Below are 19,072 nucleotides of genomic sequence, written 5' to 3'. Positions count from 1 at the left end.
CCGCTCCCACAGGGATTGCAGTGTTTTCAGGAACTGCACTGCACCTGTGGGAGCGGGCTTGACCCGCGATTCGATCTACAGGTCCAGCACCAGCCGGGCCGTGCGCGCCCGCGACACGCACAGCATCATGCTCTGCTGCGAAGCCTTCTCTTCATCGCTCAGGTACTGGTCGAAATGCTCGGCCTCACCCTCCAGAATCATGGTCTCGCAGGTGCCGCACACACCCTCGCGGCACAGGCATTCCACCTTGGCCGCCTTGGATTTCTCGATGGCCTGCAAGATGGTCATGCCTTCCTCCACCTGCAACTCCTGCCCCGAGCGCGCCAGCACCACGGTAAACGCCGCACCGGTCACCGGCGCCGCGGCAAACTGCTCCCAGTGCACGCGCTGCTCGGCAATGCCCAGCGATGCTGCGGTGGCGATCACCGCATCGATCAGCGGCTTGGGCCCGCACACATACACATGCGCCGCGTCATCCAGGCCCGCAAACAGCGTGGCCAGGTCCAGCTTGCGCTCCAGGCTGTCGATGTAGAACTGCGTGTTGGCCGCATGCGGCCCGCTGCTCAGTTCGGCCTGGAACGCACCATGCTCGGGGCTGCGAAAGGCATAGTGCAGCTCGTAGGCGGTGCTGCCGGCCTCCAGTTCATGCAACTGCGCCAGAAACGGCGTGATGCCGATGCCGCCGGCGATCAGTACGTGCCGGCCCGCGCTCGGGTCCAGCGCGAACAGGTTGTTGGGGCTGGAGATGGTCAGCACGCTGCCCACCTCGACCTGCTGGTGCATGAACGCCGAGCCACCTTTGGACTGCTCTTCAAGGCGCACGCCGATCTGGTAGCTGCGGGTGTCGCGCGGGTCGCTCATCAGTGAGTAGGCGTTGCTGAACTGGCGCCCGTCGGCGCCCTGCATCTGCACGATCACGTGGCTGCCACCGGTAAATGCCGGCATCGGCGCGCCGTCCTCACGGGCCAGGGTGAAGCGCTTGATCAGCGGCGTCGCCTGCTCGACGGCGGTTACCTGCACACTGAACATCTCGTATTTGTTGGCCATGATTCACCTCGACTGCCACTGGCTCACACGGCCAGGCACAGGTACTTGATTTGCAGATAGTCTTCGATGCCGTAGCGCGAGCCTTCGCGGCCCAGGCCCGACTGCTTGACGCCGCCAAACGGCGCCACTTCATTGGAGATCAGCCCGGTATTGATACCGACCATGCCGTACTCCAGTGCCTCGGCCACCTTGAACACCCGGGCGATGTCGCGGCTGTAGAAGTACGCCGCCAGGCCATACAGGGTGTCGTTGGCCTGGGCGATCACCTCTTCGTCGCTGCGAAAGCGCACGATGGCCGCCACCGGGCCGAAGATCTCGTCCTGCAGCAGCTGGGTGCCCGGCGCAATGTTGGCCAGCACCGTGGGTGCGAAGAAGTTGCCACCCAGCGCATGGGCTTCGCCGCCCAGCAGCAGGTCGGCGCCCTTGGCCACGGCGTCGTCGATCAGGCTGCGCACCTTGGCCACGGCCTTGTCGCTGATCAGCGGGCCGACCTGGCTCGCGGCGCTGGTGCCGTGGCCCACGCCCAGGGCGCGCACGCGCTCCACGAAGCGTTCGGTGAACTGCGCATACACGCTGTCATGCACGTAGAAACGGTTGACGCATACGCAGGTCTGGCCGGCGTTGCGATACTTGGCTGCCAGCGCGCCTTCGACGGCGGCGTCGATGTCGGCATCGTCGAACACGATGAACGGCGCGTTGCCGCCCAGTTCCAGCGACACCTTCTTGATGCTCTGGGCACACTGGCCCATCAGCAGCCGGCCGATCGGGGTGGAGCCGGTAAAGCTCAGCTTGCGCACGGCCGGGTGCCCGGTGAACTGGGCGCCAATGGCCACCGCATCACCGGTGACCACGCTGAACACCCCGGCCGGGATGCCTGCACGTTCGGCCAGCTCCACCAGCGCCAGGGCGCAGAAGGGGGTTTCGTTGGCTGGCTTGACCACGATGGTGCAGCCGGCGGCCAGGGCCGGGGCCACCTTGCGCGTGATCATCGCCGCCGGGAAGTTCCACGGGGTGATGGCGGTGCACACGCCGATGCCCTGCTTGATCACCAGCAGGCGCTTGTCGTTGGAAGGGCTGGGGATGACATCGCCGTAGACGCGCTTGCCTTCCTCGGCAAACCATTCGATGAACGAGGCCGCGTAGCGGATCTCGCCCAGTGCTTCGTGCAGCGGCTTGCCCTGCTCGAAGGTCATCAGCCGGGCCAGGTCGTCTTCGTGTTGCAGCAGCAGTTCGAACCAGCGGCGCAGCACCTGCGCGCGGTCCTTGGCGGTGCGCTCGCGCCAGCCTTGCAGCGCGGCCTCGGCGGCTTCGATGGCGCGTACCGTCTCGGCGCCGCCCATCAGCGGCACGCTGCCCAGGCGCTCGCCGTTGGCCGGGTCGCAGACCTCGACCTGACGACCGTCGTCGGCATCGCACCAGTGGCCGTTGATGTACGCCTGTTGGCGCAGCAGTGTGGGATCGTTGAGTTTCACGCAAGGCACTCCATGCCGCCCCCGGCGTACCGGGGGCGGGCGTTGTCAGTCGTTGAGGTGGGCGACGGCGATCAGGTTGTGGAAGTGGGCGATGCCGTGCTCGCTCATGCCGCTGCGCTCACGGTCGGCCATGATCCGGCCCTGGCCACGGTAGCCGCGGGACTTGAGGCCCTTCTGCACGCTCTCGACCAGGCGCAGGTCCTCGGGGCGGAACACCTCGCGGTACCAGTCGATGAGTTTCTGCTGCTCTTCGGTGATGTCCTTGTTCAGGAAGTACACGTCGTAGTGCTGCAGGGTGGTTTCGGCGTCGACCGGGAACTCGTAGATCACGGTCATGAAGTTCGCGCCTGGCGGCACGTTGAACATGGTGCACGGCCATGCCCAGAAGCCGGCGAAGGAGGGGTCCTTGACGCTTTCGTCGAACTTGAACGACTGCTCCGACGGCTTGGCCAGGCCATATTGCAGGGTCCAGTTGCCGTAGGTGGTGTGGCTGTACTGGCCGACGTCCACCGAGTCGGAGAAGCCCGGGTGCGCCGGGGCGCAGTGGTAGCACTCCAGGTAGTTGTCGACGATGGACTTCCAGTTGGCCGGGGTATCGCTGACGAAACGTGCTGCCAGGTGCAGGTCGTCGATCACCGCGCAGGCCTGGCGCATGCGTGCCTGCAGCCCGGGCAGCTGATCTTCGACGCTGCCTGCGTCCATGTCCATGTTGATGAAGATGAAGCCTGCGTACTCTTCCACGCGCAGCTGCACCAGGGTGGAGTTCTGCTTGTCGAAGTTGACCACGTTCTCGCAGTTGCGTGCGTGGGCCAGTTCGCCGTCGAGCTTGAAGGTCCAGGCGTGGTACGGGCAGGTGATCACGTTCTTGGCCTTGCCGCTGCCGCTGAGCAACTGGTGGCCACGGTGCGGGCACACGTTGTAGAAGGCGCGCAGCACGCTGTCGCGACCACGCACCACGATGATGCTCTCGCCGATGATCTCGCGGGTGATGTAGGCGTTGTTCTCGGCCACTTCGCTGCGATGACCCACGCAGATCCAGCTGCGCGCGAAGATGTTCTCCTTCTCGTGCTCGAACACCGCAGGCTGGGTGTAGAACTTGGCCGGAATGGTGAAGGCCTCGTCTGCGCTGGCGCAGAAATCGGCGGGCAGGCGTTTGAAGTCGTTCATTGCTATCTCCTCACGGGGGCGTCCAGCCAGGCCGGCGCACCGTTGTTCAATTGGCTTTTACTTATTGGTTTACGTGTATCTATTGGTTAACAGAACAGGCAAAAAAAAGGACCGTCAGGCCTGCATCCGTGCAGGTGGGTCGGGGTCAGCGACTCAGCGGGCCGTCGCGGTTACCGGGGCCGCTGCGGGTTGCTCAACGGGTTCATGCTGTTCGGGCTGCTCGCCGGCCAGGCGCGCGGCCTCTTCCTCGATGCGGTGGGCCGGCACGTGGCCGTAGTCCTGCAGCATCCACTTGAAGAAGCCGTAGATCTTGATCAGCAGGATCACCATGAACGGGATCGCGGTCAGCACCACGGCGGTCTTCATGGTCGACAGCGAGGCCTTGGCGAACAGCATGGCCAGCGGTACCAGGGTCAGCACCACGCACCAGAACAGACGGTGGGTGGGGGTGGGGTCGTCGCCTTCGCGCAGGTTGCGGGTACTGGTGGCCGCCACGGCATAGGCGGCAGCGTCCATGTGCGAGGCGCAGAACACCGCCATGATGAACAGGTACACGCCCAGGAACACCTTGCCCATCGGCAGTGCTGTCAGCAGGGCACTGACCGCCGATTCGCCGCCTTGCTCGCTGAGGATCTTCGGTACGTCGATGGCGCCGTTGATGAACTGGTGCATGCTGTAGCTTTCCAGCGCGCCAAAGAAGAACCAGCAGCCCACGCTGCCACCGGCGAGCAGGGCGAACACCACTTCCTTGAGCTGGCGCCCACGGGACACACGGGTCACGAACATGGCCACGCCCGGGGCATAGGACACCCACCACAGCCAGTAGAACACCGTCCAGTTGCGGGTGAACGCGCCGTCGCCGGCCGGGTCGGTGAACAGGCTCATGCGCACATAGTTCTGCACCATCAGGCCGATGGAGTTGGCGGTGTTGTTGATGGTGAACTGGGTCGGGCCCACCAGCAGCACCACGCCGGCGAACACCAGCGCGCCGATGCACACCATCTTGCTCAGGCGCTGCAGGCCGCCATCGATGCCGATGTAGGAACTGAGCGAGAACAGGATGGCCACTGCACCGATCACCATCAGTTGCACGGTGAAGGTGTCGGGGGTGCCGGCCAGGTCATGCAGGCCGCGGGTCAGGGTCGAGGCGGTGAGCGCCAGCGACACGGTCAGCGCGCCCATCATGGTCAGCAGGAAGATCAGGTCCACGGTGCGACCGATCGGGCCGGTGGCCTTGAAGCCGGTCACCGCCTCGACGATCGAGGCCAGGTTCAGGCCGCTCTTCTTGCGCACGTGGAAGTGATAGGCCATGGCCAGCGAGGCCAGGGCATAGATCGACCAGGCGCTGATGCCCCAGTGGAAGAACGAGTAGCTGACGCTGTATTCCAGCGCCTGGCTCGATTGCGCGGCAATGTTCAGACCAGGGGTCTGGTAGTAGTAGGCCCATTCCATCACGCCCCAGTACAGGGTCGAGGACCCCATGCCGGCACAGATGAACATGAACACCCAGGTGGGGGTGGAGTATTCGGGCTTGCCGCTGCCGAAGCGGATGTTGCCGTACTTGCTGAACGCCAGATACAGCACGGCCAGCGAACTGCCGAATACCAGCACCTGGACACTGGTGCCGAAGGTACGGGTGGCAATCTCGAACAACTGGTTGGCGGCCTGTTCGGCCTGGGAGGGAAACACGGCGAGGCCGATCACGGTGAGCAGCACGGCAATCAGGCTCACGGTAATCAGGAACACATCTATCTGTTTTTTATTCTTGTGCGACATCATCGTCTCCTGGACGTTGGCGTTCTTATCTGTACCCGGCAGGCAATCCGGGGGGTAGTGCGGTAAAGCGTCCTCCTTCTGTTAACTATAAGTTAACGACTATCTTTTGGTTAACAGATTCTGCCTAGAATCTTGTGGGCTCGCAAGAGGTGACGGGCCGGATTGTCTGGCAATTCAGACAACCGGCCCGTTGTTTCACCCTTCGATCAGCGCGGTGATGGCCTGGCCGACCTGTTGGGTCGACTTCTGCCCGCCCATGTCGCGGGTGGTGTCGCCGGCGGCGATCACGTGCTCGATGGCGCCGAGGATGTCATCGTGGGCGGCGCGGTAGCGCGGGTCGGCGCCGTCATTGCCGAGGAACTCCAGCATCAGCGCCCCGGACCAGATCATCGCGATCGGGTTGGCGATGTTCTGGCCGAAGATATCCGGCGCCGAGCCGTGGACCGGTTCGAACAGCGACGGGAACCTGCGCTCGGGGTTGAGGTTGGCCGACGGTGCGATGCCGATGGTGCCGGCGCAGGCCGGGCCCAGGTCGGAGAGGATGTCGCCGAACAGGTTGGAAGCCACCACCACGTCGAAGCGGTCCGGCTGCAGCACGAAGCGTGCGCAGAGGATGTCGATGTGCTGCTTGTCCCAGCTGATCTCGGGGTAGTTGGCAGCCATCGCGGCGGTGCGCTCGTCCCAGTACGGCATGCTCACGGCCATGCCGTTGGACTTGGTGGCCGAGGTCACGTGCTTGCGCTCACGGGTCTGCGCCACGTCGAAGGCATACTTGAGAATGCGGTCGACGCCGCGGCGGGTGAACACCGACTCCTGCAGCACGAACTCGTTTTCGGTGCCTTCGAACATGCGACCGCCCAGCGAGGAGTACTCGCCCTCGGTGTTCTCGCGGATCACCACGAAGTCGATGTCGCCCGGCTCGCGACCGGCCAGCGGGCAGGGTACGCCGGGGAACAGGCGCACCGGACGGATGTTCACGTACTGGTCGAAGTCGCGGCGGAACTTGAGCAGCGAGCCCCACAGCGAGATGTGGTCCGGCACCTTGTCGGGCCAGCCTACCGCACCGAAGTACAGCGCATCGAAGCCCTTGAGCTGCTCGAACCAGTCATCGGGCATCATCTTGCCGTGGGCCAGGTAATAGTCGCAGCTGGCCCACTCGAAGAATTCGAACTGGATGTCCAGGCCGTGCTTGCGCGCGGCGGCTTCGACCACGCGGATGCCCTCGGGCAGCACTTCGTTTCCGATACCGTCGCCAGGAATGGCGGCAATCTTGAAGGTCTTGGTCATGGCGGCTCACTCGTTGTTGTTTGGGAACAGGTGAGCGCATGCTATAAGCCATCGGGTCAGAGATAATCTCGCCCAACATGAATTCTTTGTGCACATATCGTGAATAGTCTGCCCAACCTCGAAGACCTCAACATTTTTGTCCAAGTGGCCAAGCGCGCCAGCTTTGCCGCGGTGGCCGAGCAACTGGGCATGTCGGCCGCGTTCATCAGCAAGCGTGTGCGCCTGCTCGAGCAGCAGATGGGCGTGCGCCTGCTGCACCGCACCACGCGGCGGGTGTCGCTGAGCGAGGAGGGCGAGCGGGTCTACCAGTGGGCCTTGCAGATCTTCGAGACGGTGCAGCGCATGGGCGACGACATCAGCACCCAGCACCGCGTGCCGGTGGGCCAGTTGCGTATCGCCAGCAGCCTGGGCCTGGGCCGGCGCTTCGTGGCGCCGGCGCTGTCGGAGCTGGCCGAGCGCTACCCGCAGCTGGATATCCGCCTGGACGTGCACGACCGCCTGGTGGACCTGATCGAGGAGGGGGTAGACCTGGATATCCGCGTGGGCAACGTGATTGCCCCGCACCTGATCGCCAAGCCGCTGGCCCACAACCGGCGCGTGCTGTGCGCCGCACCGGGCTACCTGCAACGGCGCGGCACGCCGCGCCAACTGGCCGAGTTGAGCAGCCATGACTGTTTGGTGATCAAGGAGCGTGACCACCCGTTCGGCGTCTGGCAACTACAGGGGCCGCAGGGCGAGCAGAGCGTGCGGGTGACCGGCGGGCTGTCGACCAACCACGGCGAGGTGGCGCACCAATGGTGCCTGGACGGGCGGGGGATACTGCTGCGTTCGTACTGGGATGTGCACGACAGCCTGGCCGATGGCCGGCTGGTGCCGGTGCTGGAGGACTACCACCAGGCGGCGGACATCTGGGCGGTGTACACCTCGCCCCTGGCCAGCTCGGCGAAAGTACGCGTGGCGGTCGAGTTCCTGCGCCAGTACTTCGCCGAGCGCTACAGCCTGCCGGTGCTGGGCTAGCCCTTGGCGGGCACGATCTTCTTGATGGTGCCGTTGGTGATTTCGATCAGCACGTAGTTGTCCTGGATCTTGACCCACTGGCTGTCTTCGTCGGGCTGGCTCAGGCCCTTTTCCTTCCAGCCGCGCAGGGCCATGTCGTCGCGCTTGTAGAGGTCGGGGGCCTTGTCGTGCACCTTCAGCTCGCGGGTCGGGGACTCGGGCGCGACCACGCTGGGCTCGGCGGCCTGGGCCGGGAGCTGGACCAGCGCGACACTGCCGAGCAGGGCAAGGGTGGTGAACAGTTTGCGTGCAGTCATGCGGTACTCCTGATGGCTGGGGCTTGAAGAATCGGACTGCGCGCTGCTGCAAACATTCAATCGGCTGTATATCTGCGGCGTTGCCTTCGCTGGCAATGCCAGCTCCCACGGGGTTTTGTGAACGCCCGACACGGTTTCTGTGACACAACCCGCACCCCAGAGCCTTCGTCTGAACTTTTTGAAACGCCCGGGGTTCGAAAGGTCGCATTCGACCCCGAGTGCCTTTCACATAAATGGAGACTGAAAGTGATGTCCAAGCGATTCGGCAACCTGCTGCTCAAGACCTCGGCCCTGGCGGTACTGGCCGCCCCCCTGAGTGCGCTGGCCGCAGCCCCCACCGACCCGATTGCAACCTTTGGTGTTCTCGGCGCCTACAACAAGTTCAAGCTCGAAGGCGGCAGCGAGTCCGATACCGACCGCATGGGTGAAGGCGGCCTGTTCTTCAACTTCGGCAACAAGCTCACCGCTGAATCCGGCTTCATCTACCAGGCCGGTGTCGACCTCAAGTACGGCGACCACAACGACACCAAGCTCAAGGAAGGCCAGGCCGACGTGGACCTGGGCTGGCGCGCCGCGATCGATGCGCGCAACTCGGTCGACCTGATCGTGGGCGGCGGCTACAACTGGTCGCGCTACGAGCTGGAATCCAACGGCTACGACATGAAGCTGACCGGTCGCACCCCCTTCGCCAAGGCCGCGCTGGGCTACAACCACCAGTTCGACGACATGACCCTGCGCCTGGAAGCCGGTGCACGCCGTTCGCTGGACAGCAAGGCCAAGCTGCATGTCGAAGACGTGGGCAACGACACCGTCGACCTCAAGGACCGTACCAACCCCTATGCCGAAGTCAGCCTGCTGATGAACCAGAAGGGCTCGATGCCGGTGATGGCCGGCCTGTACTACACCCGCACCGAGTACAAGCTGGACGAAGACTCGGAAGTGGCCGACAACATCAAGCTCAAGCGTGACGAGTTCGGCATCAAGGTCGGCCTTGCGTTCTAAGGGCTAGCGCCCGCGCTTGCGCGACACCACCGCCTCGATGTTCTTGCGCCCGATCAGCCTTGGCTGTTCGGGCGCAGTCATTTCACCCAGCCACTTGTACATCACCAGGCAGTCGACCAGGCCCAGGCGGGCATGCTGGTAGGCCCTGGGCAGGCGCCCGACGGTCTCGAAGCCCAGCGCGTGCCACAGCGCCACGGCCACCTCGTTGCTGGCCACCACCGAGTTGAACTGCATGGCCAGGAAGCCCTCGTTGCGTGCCAGGCGCTGGGAGTGCTCGCACATCAGCCGCGCCACGCCGCGCCCGCGGGCGGCCTCGGCGACCATGTAGCCGCAGTTGCTCACATGGCTGCCGGGGCCTGCGGCATTGGCCTTGAGGTAGTACGCGCCCAGCAACTGGCCCTCGTCCTCGACCACCAGCGTGTGCAGCGGCACCTCAAGCCACAGGTGCCGGGCCTGCTCCAGGCTCAGGTTCGGGTCGTAGGCGTAGGTCTCCCGCGCCGCGATCACGGCCTGGAAGGTGGGCCAGAAGCGGTCGAAATCGGCGGCGGTCATCGGGCGGATCTGCAGCATGGGAATCCTTGGCGGGCGAAGGGGGCGGGTGGGGCGCCATTCTAAGGGATTGCGCCCCGACCGGCGCAATCAACTGAACGCTGGCGCCGGGGTGGGCTCCAAATTCGACCACTGGTTGCGGATACCCAGACATGTCGAAAATCATCACCCAGCCCTTGCCCGTGCAATCGAGCGACGAAGACGACCCGTTGCTGTTCGGCTCGCCCAAGGAGCGCCTGGACTTCTACCGGCGCGAGATCCAGTACGAAACCAGCCTGCTGTCCAACCGGACCAACGCCTACCTCACGGCGCAGTCGTTCCTGGTGATCGCCTTTGCCTCGTCGATGGCCAACCTCAACCCCGAATGGGGCAAGCTGTTCACCCTGGTGGTGCCGTGCCTGATGGCGCTGCTTGGCATCGTCAGCTCGCTCAACGCCTGGCCGGGCATACGGGCCGCCTACCTGATCATCGATCACTGGCACTTCAAGCAGAGCAACCTGCTGCACAGCAAGCCGGCCATGGGCCTGGCCTACGACGAATCGCCGCTGTTCAACGAGCTGGAATCGAGCCACAAGGGCTTTTGCAAGTCGCTGCTGTTCTCCATGCGCACGCCCTGGCTGTTCATCGGCTTCTGGCTGCTGCTGGGCAGCTTCTGCCTGTACATCCAGTTCACCAACCCGGGTGGTTGAGGCCACCGTACAGGCCGGCTAGAGTGGCGGCTCATGCATTCACAGGGGAAGGGAACCCATGGAGTCGATCACCTTGCGCGCGGCCCGGGCCGGCGATGGGGCAGCGGTGTTTGCGGTGACGCACCAGTCGATCACGCAATTGGCGGGTGGGCGCTATTCGGATGAGCAGTTGCGCGGCTGGATGGGCCAGCGAACCCATGAGGATTACGAGCGTTCCATTGCCAAGGGCTCGATGGTGGTGGCATGTCAGGGTGAGACGGTGGTCGGTTTTGTCGACGCTGAACCTGGCGAAGTCACGCGCCTGTTCGTGCTGCAGCAGGCGGCCGGCCAGCAACTGGGCAGCCGCCTGCTGGAGGCGGGCCTGGCCAAGGCCCGGGCGCCGGGCGTGGAGGTGATCAAGGTCGAGTCCACGCTCAATGCCGAGGGCTTCTATCAGCGTCACGGGTTTGTCGCCAAGGGGCGCGACTTCTTCTCCCACGGGGTGGGCGGCGACCCGATCGAGGTGGTGCTGATGGAGCGGCCTGCGCAGCCCTGAGCGCAGGCCCCGGGCCGGGTTACTCCCCGGCCTTGCCCACCGCATCCAGTGCGCGCGCCGAGTACACCAGGGCGGCGCCGGCGTTCATCGCCACGGCCACGCCCAGGGCCTCGGCGATTTCCTCACGGGTGGCGCCTTGCTTGACCGCCTGCGCCGAGTGCACGGCAATGCAGCCGTCGCAGCGGGTGGTCACCGCCACGGCCAGGGAGATCAGCTCGCGGGTCTTTGCGTCCAGGTGGTTGGTCTTGGCCCCGGCGCCGCTGGCGGTCATGTAGCCGTCGACCGTGCCGGGCGAGAGTTGCTTGAGGTCGCCGATACCGGCCATCAGCTGTTTGCGGTAGCCATCCCAGTCCATCATGCTCATCGTCTTCACCTTTTTGTGTTGCGACAAAATGAACAGTGAAGCTAGTTTTTTCGGCACTGGGGCGCCGTTGGTCGATGGTCGGGGTGGGGGCGTACTTTGGTAGGGGCCGTTTTGCCGCAAGGCCGGCCCCCACAGGCTCACGCGCCGCCTGCAGGAGCCGGCCTTGCCGGCGAAAGGGCCACCTCAGATATAGATGAACACCAGCAGCAACAGCGCCACCACTGCCCACTTCTCCAGGTAGTAGCGCAGCCGGTTGCGCTTCTTCAGCGCCTTGCCGCGCTCGCGGATCTTGTAGATGCGCGTGAACAGCCGGTTGATCCCGCCGGTCTTGTCGCCCGCATCGTTCGGCGCCGCAGCGGCGGCCATCACCTTGCGGCTGAACCAGCGGTTGAACGCCGTCGCCCAGCGGTACTTCAGCGGTCGCTCCACATCACAGAACAGGATGATGCGGTTGTGCTCGGTGTGGTTGGCCGCGTAGTGGATGTAGGTTTCGTCGAACATCACCGCCTCGCCGTCGCGCCAGTGGTAGTTCTCGCCGTCGACGCAGATATAGCAGGCCTCGTCGTTGGGCGTGTCCAGCCCCAGGTGGTAGCGGTAGGAGCCGGCATACGGGTCACGATGGCGCACAAGTTTGGAGCCCGGCGGCAGGGTGGCGAACATCGCCGCCTTGACCGTGCCGATGCCCTGCAGCAGTTCGGTGGTGCGTGGGCACAGCTTCATGGCCGACGGGTGGCTTTCGCCGTACCACTTCAGGTAGAAGCGCTTCCAGCCGCTCTTGAAGAACGAGTTGAAGCCGACGTCGTCATGGCTCTGCGAACTCTTGATTTCGCCCACGTGCAGCAGTTGCTGGGCTTCGGCACGAATTTCCTGCCAGTTGTCCTGCAGCGGCTTGAGCTCGGGGAAGGCCTCCACCGGCAGGTAGGGCTTGGCCGGCAGCCGGGAGAACAGGTAGAGAAACACGTTGATCGGGGCCAGGAAGCTGGAGTGATCGCCCAGCTGGCGGGTGAGCTTGTGCCGCACGCGCCCGCGCAGGTGCACGTAGGCGATGGAGAAGACAAACAGTAGAACGAGAAAGATTTTCATGGTCGATTAACAGGTCGATGTGGCTATGCGCCATGGCATGAGCAGGCCAGCATAAACAATCAACCGCGTGCTTTGTACATATTGTTACGTTTTGGGGTGCCGACCTTTGGCTAGGTCGGCGGTCGTTCGGCAGGCATCAGGACGGTTGGTGGCGCCACACCGGCTGGCCATGGGCATCCAGTGCCCAGTGCGCCAGCCCGGCCTGCAGGCGTACACCGCCTACCCAGCGTTCGGGGGCCGCCTGGTCCAGCCAGTAGGCGTCACCTGCCAGTACCCGCTGGCCCAGGGCCGTGAGGGTCAGGCTGCGTTGCGGCCAGGGCAGGTGAATGTCCGCTTCGATCAGCAACGGCGTGGGCGCATCGATCAGCGGGCGCATCAGCGCATGGAACATCTGGTCGCCCAGGTACGGCAGTGGCTCGCGCCTGCCCATGAGCTCTGCGAACACCCGGCCGAACGCCAGGCTGCCGGCTTCGGCGACGATGCCCAGGGCCAGGCGCTCGGTCAGCGACAGGCCGTCGGCCAGCCCCGGCAGTTCCTGCAACTGGCGCAGCAATGCCGGCGCCAGCAAGGGCAGTGCCGGGCTTGGCGCATGGGCCAGCTGCGCCCAGGCCAGTGGCGAGGGCGCGCTGTACGCCGCCCAGGCACGCCGGGCCAGCGCCAGCGCTGCCTCGTTCAGGCGCCGACGCTGGGGCCACAGCCAGGCCAGCAGGTCCGGCGCGAGCTGGCCGATGCCGATGAAACGCTGCACCCCCGGCACCTGGCTGATCTCGATCAGTTCCAGGCACTCGGGCAACTGCTCGATGCCCGCCAGCACGCGGATCAGGAACAACTGGTCATAGGCATCCGCCTCGCACCACAGCACGGCGTGCGGGCACCCGGCGAGCTGCGCCAGGGCGGCGTACTCCTCGGCACTGCGCCGCGCCACGTCGGCTTCTGGCATGCCGAACACGCGGCTGATGTAGTCGTTGCGCAGGGCAAGCAACGGTTGCTCCGGCAGTGCCGGTACCGGGCCCATGCACAGCGGGTCGATGAAGGTATGGAAGGCCCCCTTGAAACCGGCCAGGCGCAGGGTATGGGCGATGTCGTTGCCGCACCGCCAATGCACGCTGCGGGCTTCGTCATCGGCTTCGAAGCCGGGGTTGCGTGCGGCAAAGTCGATGGCGTCGACATGCGCCTTGAGCCTTGGCCAGCTGGCAAAGCCCAGCTCCTGCGCGATCAGCCACTGCGCATCGGCCAGGCGTGGGGCGCGGGTGTGGGGCAGGGGCTTGAAGTGCGCCGGCGCAGTGCCGGCCAGCAGGTGCCTGAGCAGGGTCTTGGCGCGTTTGCGCTGGTGTTCGAGGTTGATTCTGCCGTCATGGCAGATGTGCGGGGGCAGTGCGGCGAGCATACGATCTCCTGGGTCGGGCCTTGTCCGCTTGCAGGCCGGGAGTCGTATCGACGAATGAGGCTGTTCTGTACCGGGGCGTGGCCCTTTGCGCGGACGGCAGGCGCGGAGAACGCCAGGGCGTGACTATAGCGAAGCCCGCCGGCAGCGACAACGGGCAACCGGCGTGAGCGCACGATGCGGGAGAAATCGTGCCCTCAACGTGCAGCAGGAGTACCCTGTCGCCTTCGCTCATTCTGGAACCCACTGGGCAAGGACCTTATGCCGATACTCCCTTCCAACAGCGATTTCATGCAACTGGCCCTGATCGAGGGGCGCCGTGCCTTGCCGGCGTGCCGGCCCAACCCGCCGGTGGGCTGCGTGATGGTCCGCGATCACCAGGTGATCAGCCAGGGCCACACCCAACCGCCGGGGCAGCCCCATGCCGAGGCGATGGCGTTGGCGAAATTGCCGGAAGGGGGCCGGGGTGTGACAGCGTATGTGACCCTGGAGCCCTGTTCGTTCCAGGGGCGCACCCCGTCGTGTGCCCTGGCGTTGATCGACAAGGGGGTGGAGCGGGTGTTCGTCGGCATGCTCGACCCGGACCCGCGCAATGCCGGGGCCGGGGTTCGCCTGTTGCGCCAGGCCGGTGTCGAGGTGATCGTCGGGCTGCTGGCCGAAGAGGTCTCCAGGGACCTGCGCACCTACCTGCTGGCCGAGGCCTGAGGCGTCCCACCCACTCCAGCCGCCGGCCTTGCCGGCGAAAGCGCGCCGGCAACCTGGCATGCATAGCCTCATCGCTATGTATTTTTGTATATTGCGAGGGTCTTTCCCCGAAGTGCCATCGCCATGTCCAGCATTCGTCAACGCAACCAGCAGATGATTCTCGAGGCCGCCAGCGAGGAATTCGCCAGCAAGGGCTACAACGCCGCCCAGACCCGCGACATCGCGGCCCGCGCCGGCGTGCCCAAGGCCAACCTGTACTACTACTTCCAGACCAAGGAAAACCTCTACACCCGGGTGCTGATGGCCTTTCTGGAACCCTTGCTCGCGGCCTCCGCCGTGCTGCGCGCCAGCGATGACCCGCAGGTGGCGCTGCCGGCCTACATCCAGGCGCGCATCCGCATCGTGCGTGACCACCCGTACACCTCCAACGTGTTCAGCAGCGAGCTGCTGCACGGGGCCAAGCAACTGCCCGGGGTGTGCCGCGACCTGCTGCGCGCCGAGGCGCAGCTCAACGTGCACTGCCTGAACAGCTGGATCAAACGCGGCCTGATCGCCCCGGTCGACCCGCAACACCTGATGCTGTTCATCTGGTCGGCCACCCGCACCTACACCAATTTCGGCTGGCGCATGGCCCAGCTCACGGGCGTGCATGCGCCCCAGGGCGACGACTACGCGCTGGCGGCCGCCACCATCACCCGCCTGGTGCTGCAGGGCGCCACGCCTGGCATGCCGGCGCCGCGCCCCATGCGGCCGACCAACTAGAAACAATCCTGCTTTTTTTTGTACACGAAACTGTATTAAAGATTTTCACCTCCCCAGCCGAAACAGCGGTGATAGCAAATTGCCAGAACTCACGCTGCACGGGTGACTGGCGCCTCATGCCCGGGGAGGGTGAAGCGCGCGATGAATATAAAAAACAAGCTGGTCCTTGCGTTTGTACTGGTGGCTTTCATCCCGGTGACGGTGGTCGCGGTGGTCAGCGTGATGAATATCCGCACCCAGGCGGTTGAACAGTTCATCGATGGCAGCACCCGGGAAATACGCCAGATCGACGGCAACATGCGCCAGTTCTTCGACGGGATGCAGCAGAACGTCGATCAGATGTCGGCCGATCCTGTATACAGCGCTGTGCAGACGCTCAAGGACTACCGCGCTGCCGACGCCGCCAGCCAGCCCCTGCCAGCGCCGGCCCAGGGGGTGATCGACGCCTTTGCACGCTTCGGCGCCACCCACCCGGCGGCGGCCATCCTGTCCATCGGCCTGGAAGACGGCACCTACGCCAAGTGGCCGGATGACCCGCAACTGGCCAACTACGACCCGCGCCAGCGCCCCTGGTACAAGGCCGCGATGGCCAGCCCCGGCAAGACCGTGCGCACCCCGGCCTACTACTACGACAAGGACGACGTGGCCCTGGTGGGCACCGCCCGGGCCATGCTCGACGGCGCCGGCAAGCCCCGCGGCGTGTTCGTGGTCAGCGTCTCGCTGAAGAACCTCACCGAACTGGTCAAGAGCATCAAGCTGGGTCAAAGCGGCTACGTGATGCTGATCGAGGACGGTGTGGTGCTGGTCGACCCGCGCGACGACGGGCACAGCTTCAAGCCGCTCAAGGACCTGGGCGAGCCCTACGCCAGGCTCGCGGCCACCGAACAGGGGGCTGCCGACGTCGAGATCGACGGGGTTCGCTACATGGCCAACGTATGGACCTCCCCAGGCCTGGGCTGGCGCTTCGTGGGCCTGATCGAGCAGCGCGAAGTGATGGGCGCCGCCACGCGCATGACCTACCTGGCCGGGATCATCGTGGTGGTGCTGGCGATCTTCTTCGCGCTGATCGGCGCCGCGTTCGCCCGGGTGATCGTCAAGCCCATCGGCCAGGTCAGCACGGGCCTGCAGTCGATCGCCGAGGGCGAGGGCGACCTGCGCCGCGACCTGGTTGTGCAGGGCAAGGACGAAACCGCCGAGCTGGCCGGCTGGTTCAACCGGTTTCTGGCGGCCATCCGCCAGTTGATCCAGCGCATCGGCGCAGCCTCCACCAACCTGCACGACGCCTCGCAGGTCAACAGCGAGGTGGCCACCAACATGAACCAGGCGGCCGGGCGCCAGCGTGAAGCGGTGGAGCTGGTTTCCACCGCATTCAACGAAATGGTCGCCACCGCCAACGAGGTGGCCCGCTCGTGCAGCAACGCCGCCGATTCCGCCGAAAGCGGGCATCGCCGGGTGGCCGAAGGCAAGCAGCAGATCGAGCTGACCACCGAGAACGTCAACCGCCTGGGCAACCGCCTGAGCGAGTCGTCCCAAGCCATGGTCGAGCTGGAGGAGGGCAGCCGCAGCATCAACCAGATCCTGGGCACCATTCGCGCCATCGCCGAGCAGACCAACCTGCTGGCGCTCAATGCCGCCATCGAGGCCGCTCGCGCCGGCGACCAGGGCCGCGGCTTTGCCGTGGTGGCGGACGAGGTGCGCGCGCTGGCCAAGCGCACCGCCGACTCCACCGGCGAAATCGACCAGTTGCTCGGTACCCTCGCCAGCAAGACCCAGGAGGTATCGCAGAAGATGCAAAGCTGCCAGGACCTGTCCCGGGCCAGTGTCACCTCCATCGAAAGCGCGCGCGACAGCTTCGAGGGCATCCAGCTGTCGGTCAACGAGATCCGCGACCAGAACCTGCAGATCTCGGCCGCCGCCGAGGAGCAGCACAGCGTGGCCGAGGAGATCAACCGGCATATCCAGCAGATCTACGACGAAGCGCGCCTGGTCGAAAGCCTGGCCAGCTCGGCGCAGGAGGACTCCGGACGGCTGTCCACGCTGTCGGCCGAATTGAACGCACTGGTGGGCCGCTTCAAGTCCTGACCACCGACAACGTTACAATTAATGTCAATGTGATATCATGGCTTCACTGCCGCCGAGTGATCCCGCCGGCAGTGGAGCAAGCACTCATAAAGAACACTGCCCTCCCGCTTCACCGCCTTGCCTGCAGAACCTGACCGCGCCGCCTGTCCCGGCGCGGGTTGTACTTTTGCAGCCACAAGGAACACCCCATGCTTCTGCGCTCCCTCAACATTTCCCTGCGTGCCGGCCTCAGCTTCGCGCTGATTGCCCTGCTGGCGATGGCCCTTGGCGGCCTGTCGCTGCTGGAAATGCGTCGAATGAACGAACAGTCCAACCAGGTCGACCAGAACTGGCTGCCCTCGATTGTCGCGGCCAACGGCGTAGCGCTGACCAGCACCCAGATCCGCACCCTGACCCTGCGCCTGCTGGTACTGCGCGACGGCGACGACCTGCAGAACCTGATCACGCGTCTGCACCAGCTCGAAGCGCAGCTGGACACCCAGGAGGCGACCTATGCCGGGCTGATCACCCTGGCGCAGGAACAGGCCGCGTTCGCCCGCTACCAGCAGGCCAAGACGCGCTACCTTGCCGATCAGCACAAGGTCGTCCAATTACTGCAGCAGGGGCGCAAGGACGACGCCATCGCGCTGGTGGACGCCGGCCCGTACCTGACCAATGCAGACGGCATGCTCACCGACCTGCTCGAAATCATTGCGCTCAACGACAAGGGCGGGGAGCAGGCGGCCCAACGCAGCACCGAGGTATTCCATGGCGCCATCAGCCTGGTGCTGGCGATTCTGGCCGTGGTGCTGGCTTTGACCGTGGCGCTGGCAGTGCTGCTCACGCGCAGCATCGTGCGCCCGCTGGGCGAAGCCGTGGGCATTGCCCAGACCATCGCCGGTGGCGACCTGTGCGACGAGATCAGCATCAGCGGCAAGGATGAGCCTGCGCGTCTGCTGCTGGCGCTGCGCGACATGCAGGGCAGCCTGCGCGGCACGCTGCAGAAAATCGCCAGTTCCTCCAGCCAGCTGGCCTCGGCCGCCGAAGAGCTGCAGGCTGCCACCGACGACTCCAATCGCGCGCTGCAGCAGCAGAACGACGAAGTGGAGCAGGCGGCCACGGCGGTGAACGAGATGACGGCGGCCGTGGAGGAGGTGGCCCGCAACGCCGTGAGCACCTCCGAGGCTTCGCGCCAGACCGACGAGACCGCCCACCACGGCCGCGAGCAGGTGCAGCGCACCGTCGACTCCATCGGCCAGCTCACCGACGACGTGACCCACACCTGCGAGCAGGTCGAGCACCTGGCGGGCGATGTACGCAACATCGGCCAGGTGCTGGAAGTGATCCGCGCGATTGCCGAACAGACCAACCTGCTGGCCCTCAACGCCGCCATCGAGGCGGCCCGGGCCGGGGATGCCGGGCGGGGCTTCGCCGTGGTGGCCGACGAGGTTCGGGCGCTGGCGCACCGCACCCAGCAGTCCACCCAGGAGATCGAGACCATGATCGGGACCATCGAGCAGGGCACCGGCACGGCGGTCACGGCAATGCGCAACAGCAACCAGCGCGCCCACGCCACCCTGGAAGTGGCGCAGCTGTGCGGTCACGCCCTGGACGAGATCACCCAGGCCATCACCGGCATCAACGAGCGCAACCTGGTGATCGCCAGCGCCAGTGAGGAGCAGGCCCAGGTGGCCCGCGAGGTGGACCGCAACCTGGTCAACATCCGTGACCTGTCGATCCAGACCGCGGCCGGTGCACGCCAGAGCAATGCCGCCAGCCAGGCGCTGGCAGGCCTTGCGGTCGACCTCAACCTGCTGGTGACCCAGTTCAAGGTCTAGCAGTAGCCACCATCACGTAGCGCCCCCGGGTCCCCTGC

18 protein-coding genes are annotated in these 19,072 nt (G+C 65.3%); 8 read left to right on the top strand and 10 right to left on the bottom strand.

Annotated features, from left to right (window positions below):
- Window positions 1-75: 75 nt before the first annotated feature.
- The 5 genes from DN388_RS11175 to DN388_RS11155 all read right to left on the bottom strand — a co-directional run bounded on the left by DN388_RS11175 (window position 76) and on the right by DN388_RS11155 (window position 6,749).
- On the bottom strand, window positions 76-1,047 hold the full coding sequence (locus DN388_RS11175; protein ID WP_043863954.1) for a PDR/VanB family oxidoreductase: 972 nt from the start codon (window positions 1,045-1,047) through the stop codon (window positions 76-78).
- A 23-nt stretch (window positions 1,048-1,070) separates the two neighbouring features.
- The gene (locus DN388_RS11170; protein WP_043863953.1) at window positions 1,071-2,519 is read right to left on the bottom strand and encodes an NAD-dependent succinate-semialdehyde dehydrogenase; all 1,449 of its coding nucleotides are present in this window, start codon (window positions 2,517-2,519) and stop codon (window positions 1,071-1,073) included.
- Window positions 2,520-2,564: 45 nt separating this feature from the next.
- On the bottom strand, window positions 2,565-3,686 hold the full coding sequence (locus tag DN388_RS11165) for an aromatic ring-hydroxylating dioxygenase subunit alpha (RefSeq protein ID WP_043863952.1): 1,122 nt from the start codon (window positions 3,684-3,686) through the stop codon (window positions 2,565-2,567).
- Between the two features lie 153 nt (window positions 3,687-3,839).
- The gene (locus DN388_RS11160) at window positions 3,840-5,462 is read right to left on the bottom strand and encodes a BCCT family transporter (protein ID WP_303627078.1); all 1,623 of its coding nucleotides are present in this window, start codon (window positions 5,460-5,462) and stop codon (window positions 3,840-3,842) included.
- A 195-nt stretch (window positions 5,463-5,657) separates the two neighbouring features.
- Window positions 5,658-6,749, bottom strand: coding sequence for a tartrate dehydrogenase (locus DN388_RS11155; protein WP_254999829.1), 1,092 nt, complete (start codon window positions 6,747-6,749; stop codon window positions 5,658-5,660).
- Between the two features lie 99 nt (window positions 6,750-6,848).
- On the opposite strand from DN388_RS11155, the gene DN388_RS11150 reads away from it, so the two are divergent.
- Window positions 6,849-7,766, top strand: a complete 918-nt coding sequence (locus DN388_RS11150; RefSeq protein ID WP_054914402.1) for a LysR substrate-binding domain-containing protein — start codon at window positions 6,849-6,851, stop codon at window positions 7,764-7,766.
- On the opposite strand, the gene DN388_RS11145 is transcribed toward DN388_RS11150, so the two are convergent.
- Window positions 7,763-8,062 (bottom strand): RcnB family protein, encoded by a 300-nt coding sequence (locus DN388_RS11145; RefSeq protein ID WP_043863948.1) that lies wholly within the window; start codon window positions 8,060-8,062, stop codon window positions 7,763-7,765. The genes DN388_RS11150 and DN388_RS11145 overlap by 4 nt on opposite strands.
- A 249-nt stretch (window positions 8,063-8,311) precedes the next feature.
- Between DN388_RS11145 and DN388_RS11140 the strand changes: the two genes are divergently transcribed.
- Window positions 8,312-9,064 (top strand): outer membrane beta-barrel protein, encoded by a 753-nt coding sequence (locus DN388_RS11140; RefSeq protein WP_043863947.1) that lies wholly within the window; start codon window positions 8,312-8,314, stop codon window positions 9,062-9,064.
- A gap of 3 nt (window positions 9,065-9,067) precedes the next feature.
- Here DN388_RS11140 and DN388_RS11135 read toward each other — a convergent pair whose 3' ends face one another.
- Window positions 9,068-9,634, bottom strand: coding sequence for a GNAT family N-acetyltransferase (locus DN388_RS11135; RefSeq protein ID WP_043863946.1), 567 nt, complete (start codon window positions 9,632-9,634; stop codon window positions 9,068-9,070).
- Between the two features lie 131 nt (window positions 9,635-9,765).
- Between DN388_RS11135 and DN388_RS11130 the strand changes: the two genes are divergently transcribed.
- The gene (locus tag DN388_RS11130) at window positions 9,766-10,302 is read left to right on the top strand and encodes a hypothetical protein (RefSeq protein ID WP_043860251.1); all 537 of its coding nucleotides are present in this window, start codon (window positions 9,766-9,768) and stop codon (window positions 10,300-10,302) included.
- 58 nt (window positions 10,303-10,360) lie between these two features.
- A complete protein-coding gene (locus DN388_RS11125) occupies window positions 10,361-10,837 on the top strand; it encodes a GNAT family N-acetyltransferase (protein ID WP_043860250.1) in 477 nt (158 codons plus the stop codon).
- Between the two features lie 19 nt (window positions 10,838-10,856).
- Here the strand turns inward: DN388_RS11125 and DN388_RS11120 are convergent, their stop codons facing one another.
- From DN388_RS11120 to DN388_RS11110, 3 genes are all read right to left on the bottom strand, one after another.
- Window positions 10,857-11,201 carry a carboxymuconolactone decarboxylase family protein gene (locus tag DN388_RS11120; RefSeq protein WP_078481264.1) on the bottom strand — a complete coding sequence of 115 codons (345 nt, stop codon included), beginning with the start codon at window positions 11,199-11,201 and terminating at the stop codon, window positions 10,857-10,859.
- A 183-nt stretch (window positions 11,202-11,384) separates the two neighbouring features.
- On the bottom strand, window positions 11,385-12,284 hold the full coding sequence (gene lpxO, locus DN388_RS11115) for a lipid A hydroxylase LpxO (protein WP_043860248.1): 900 nt from the start codon (window positions 12,282-12,284) through the stop codon (window positions 11,385-11,387).
- Between the two features lie 136 nt (window positions 12,285-12,420).
- On the bottom strand, window positions 12,421-13,671 hold the full coding sequence (locus tag DN388_RS11110; protein ID WP_254999817.1) for a DUF1835 domain-containing protein: 1,251 nt from the start codon (window positions 13,669-13,671) through the stop codon (window positions 12,421-12,423).
- Window positions 13,672-13,929: 258 nt separating this feature from the next.
- Here DN388_RS11110 and DN388_RS11105 point away from each other — a divergent pair, with 258 nt between their 5' ends.
- From DN388_RS11105 to DN388_RS11090, 4 genes are all read left to right on the top strand, one after another.
- Window positions 13,930-14,373, top strand: coding sequence for a bifunctional diaminohydroxyphosphoribosylaminopyrimidine deaminase/5-amino-6-(5-phosphoribosylamino)uracil reductase RibD (locus DN388_RS11105; protein WP_043860246.1), 444 nt, complete (start codon window positions 13,930-13,932; stop codon window positions 14,371-14,373).
- Window positions 14,374-14,496: 123 nt separating this feature from the next.
- Complete coding sequence (locus DN388_RS11100; protein ID WP_254999813.1) at window positions 14,497-15,135, top strand: TetR/AcrR family transcriptional regulator; 639 nt, start codon at window positions 14,497-14,499, stop codon at window positions 15,133-15,135.
- Window positions 15,136-15,276: 141 nt separating this feature from the next.
- Window positions 15,277-17,217: a methyl-accepting chemotaxis protein gene (locus DN388_RS11095; RefSeq protein WP_043860244.1), complete on the top strand. Its 1,941-nt coding sequence runs from the start codon at window positions 15,277-15,279 to the stop codon at window positions 17,215-17,217.
- A 188-nt stretch (window positions 17,218-17,405) separates the two neighbouring features.
- Entirely contained in the window at window positions 17,406-19,034 is a 1,629-nt protein-coding gene (locus DN388_RS11090; protein WP_254999810.1) for a methyl-accepting chemotaxis protein, read from the top strand.
- The last annotated feature ends 38 nt before the right edge of the window (window positions 19,035-19,072 follow it).

This window comes from Pseudomonas sp. S12(2018), from assembly GCF_024355235.1.
Lineage (GTDB): Bacteria > Pseudomonadota > Gammaproteobacteria > Pseudomonadales > Pseudomonadaceae > Aquipseudomonas > Aquipseudomonas palmensis.
Note: the sequence above shows the minus strand (reverse complement) of the source record. Positions and strands in the feature narration are given on the sequence as shown.

Coding starts and splice junctions, on each gene's coding strand:
- DN388_RS11165 (WP_043863952.1), bottom strand. CDS start 3,686: ATGAACGACTTCAAACGCCTGCCCGCCGATTTCTGCGCCAGCGCAGAC.
- DN388_RS11095 (WP_043860244.1), top strand. CDS start 15,277: ATGAATATAAAAAACAAGCTGGTCCTTGCGTTTGTACTGGTGGCTTTC.
- DN388_RS11160 (WP_303627078.1), bottom strand. CDS start 5,462: ATGTCGCACAAGAATAAAAAACAGATAGATGTGTTCCTGATTACCGTG.
- DN388_RS11105 (WP_043860246.1), top strand. CDS start 13,930: ATGCCGATACTCCCTTCCAACAGCGATTTCATGCAACTGGCCCTGATC.
- lpxO (WP_043860248.1), bottom strand. CDS start 12,284: ATGAAAATCTTTCTCGTTCTACTGTTTGTCTTCTCCATCGCCTACGTG.
- DN388_RS11155 (WP_254999829.1), bottom strand. CDS start 6,749: ATGACCAAGACCTTCAAGATTGCCGCCATTCCTGGCGACGGTATCGGA.
- DN388_RS11175 (WP_043863954.1), bottom strand. CDS start 1,047: ATGGCCAACAAATACGAGATGTTCAGTGTGCAGGTAACCGCCGTCGAG.
- DN388_RS11140 (WP_043863947.1), top strand. CDS start 8,312: ATGTCCAAGCGATTCGGCAACCTGCTGCTCAAGACCTCGGCCCTGGCG.
- DN388_RS11145 (WP_043863948.1), bottom strand. CDS start 8,062: ATGACTGCACGCAAACTGTTCACCACCCTTGCCCTGCTCGGCAGTGTC.
- DN388_RS11125 (WP_043860250.1), top strand. CDS start 10,361: ATGGAGTCGATCACCTTGCGCGCGGCCCGGGCCGGCGATGGGGCAGCG.
- DN388_RS11100 (WP_254999813.1), top strand. CDS start 14,497: ATGTCCAGCATTCGTCAACGCAACCAGCAGATGATTCTCGAGGCCGCC.
- DN388_RS11110 (WP_254999817.1), bottom strand. CDS start 13,671: ATGCTCGCCGCACTGCCCCCGCACATCTGCCATGACGGCAGAATCAAC.
- DN388_RS11090 (WP_254999810.1), top strand. CDS start 17,406: ATGCTTCTGCGCTCCCTCAACATTTCCCTGCGTGCCGGCCTCAGCTTC.
- DN388_RS11120 (WP_078481264.1), bottom strand. CDS start 11,201: ATGAGCATGATGGACTGGGATGGCTACCGCAAACAGCTGATGGCCGGT.
- DN388_RS11135 (WP_043863946.1), bottom strand. CDS start 9,634: ATGCTGCAGATCCGCCCGATGACCGCCGCCGATTTCGACCGCTTCTGG.
- DN388_RS11130 (WP_043860251.1), top strand. CDS start 9,766: ATGTCGAAAATCATCACCCAGCCCTTGCCCGTGCAATCGAGCGACGAA.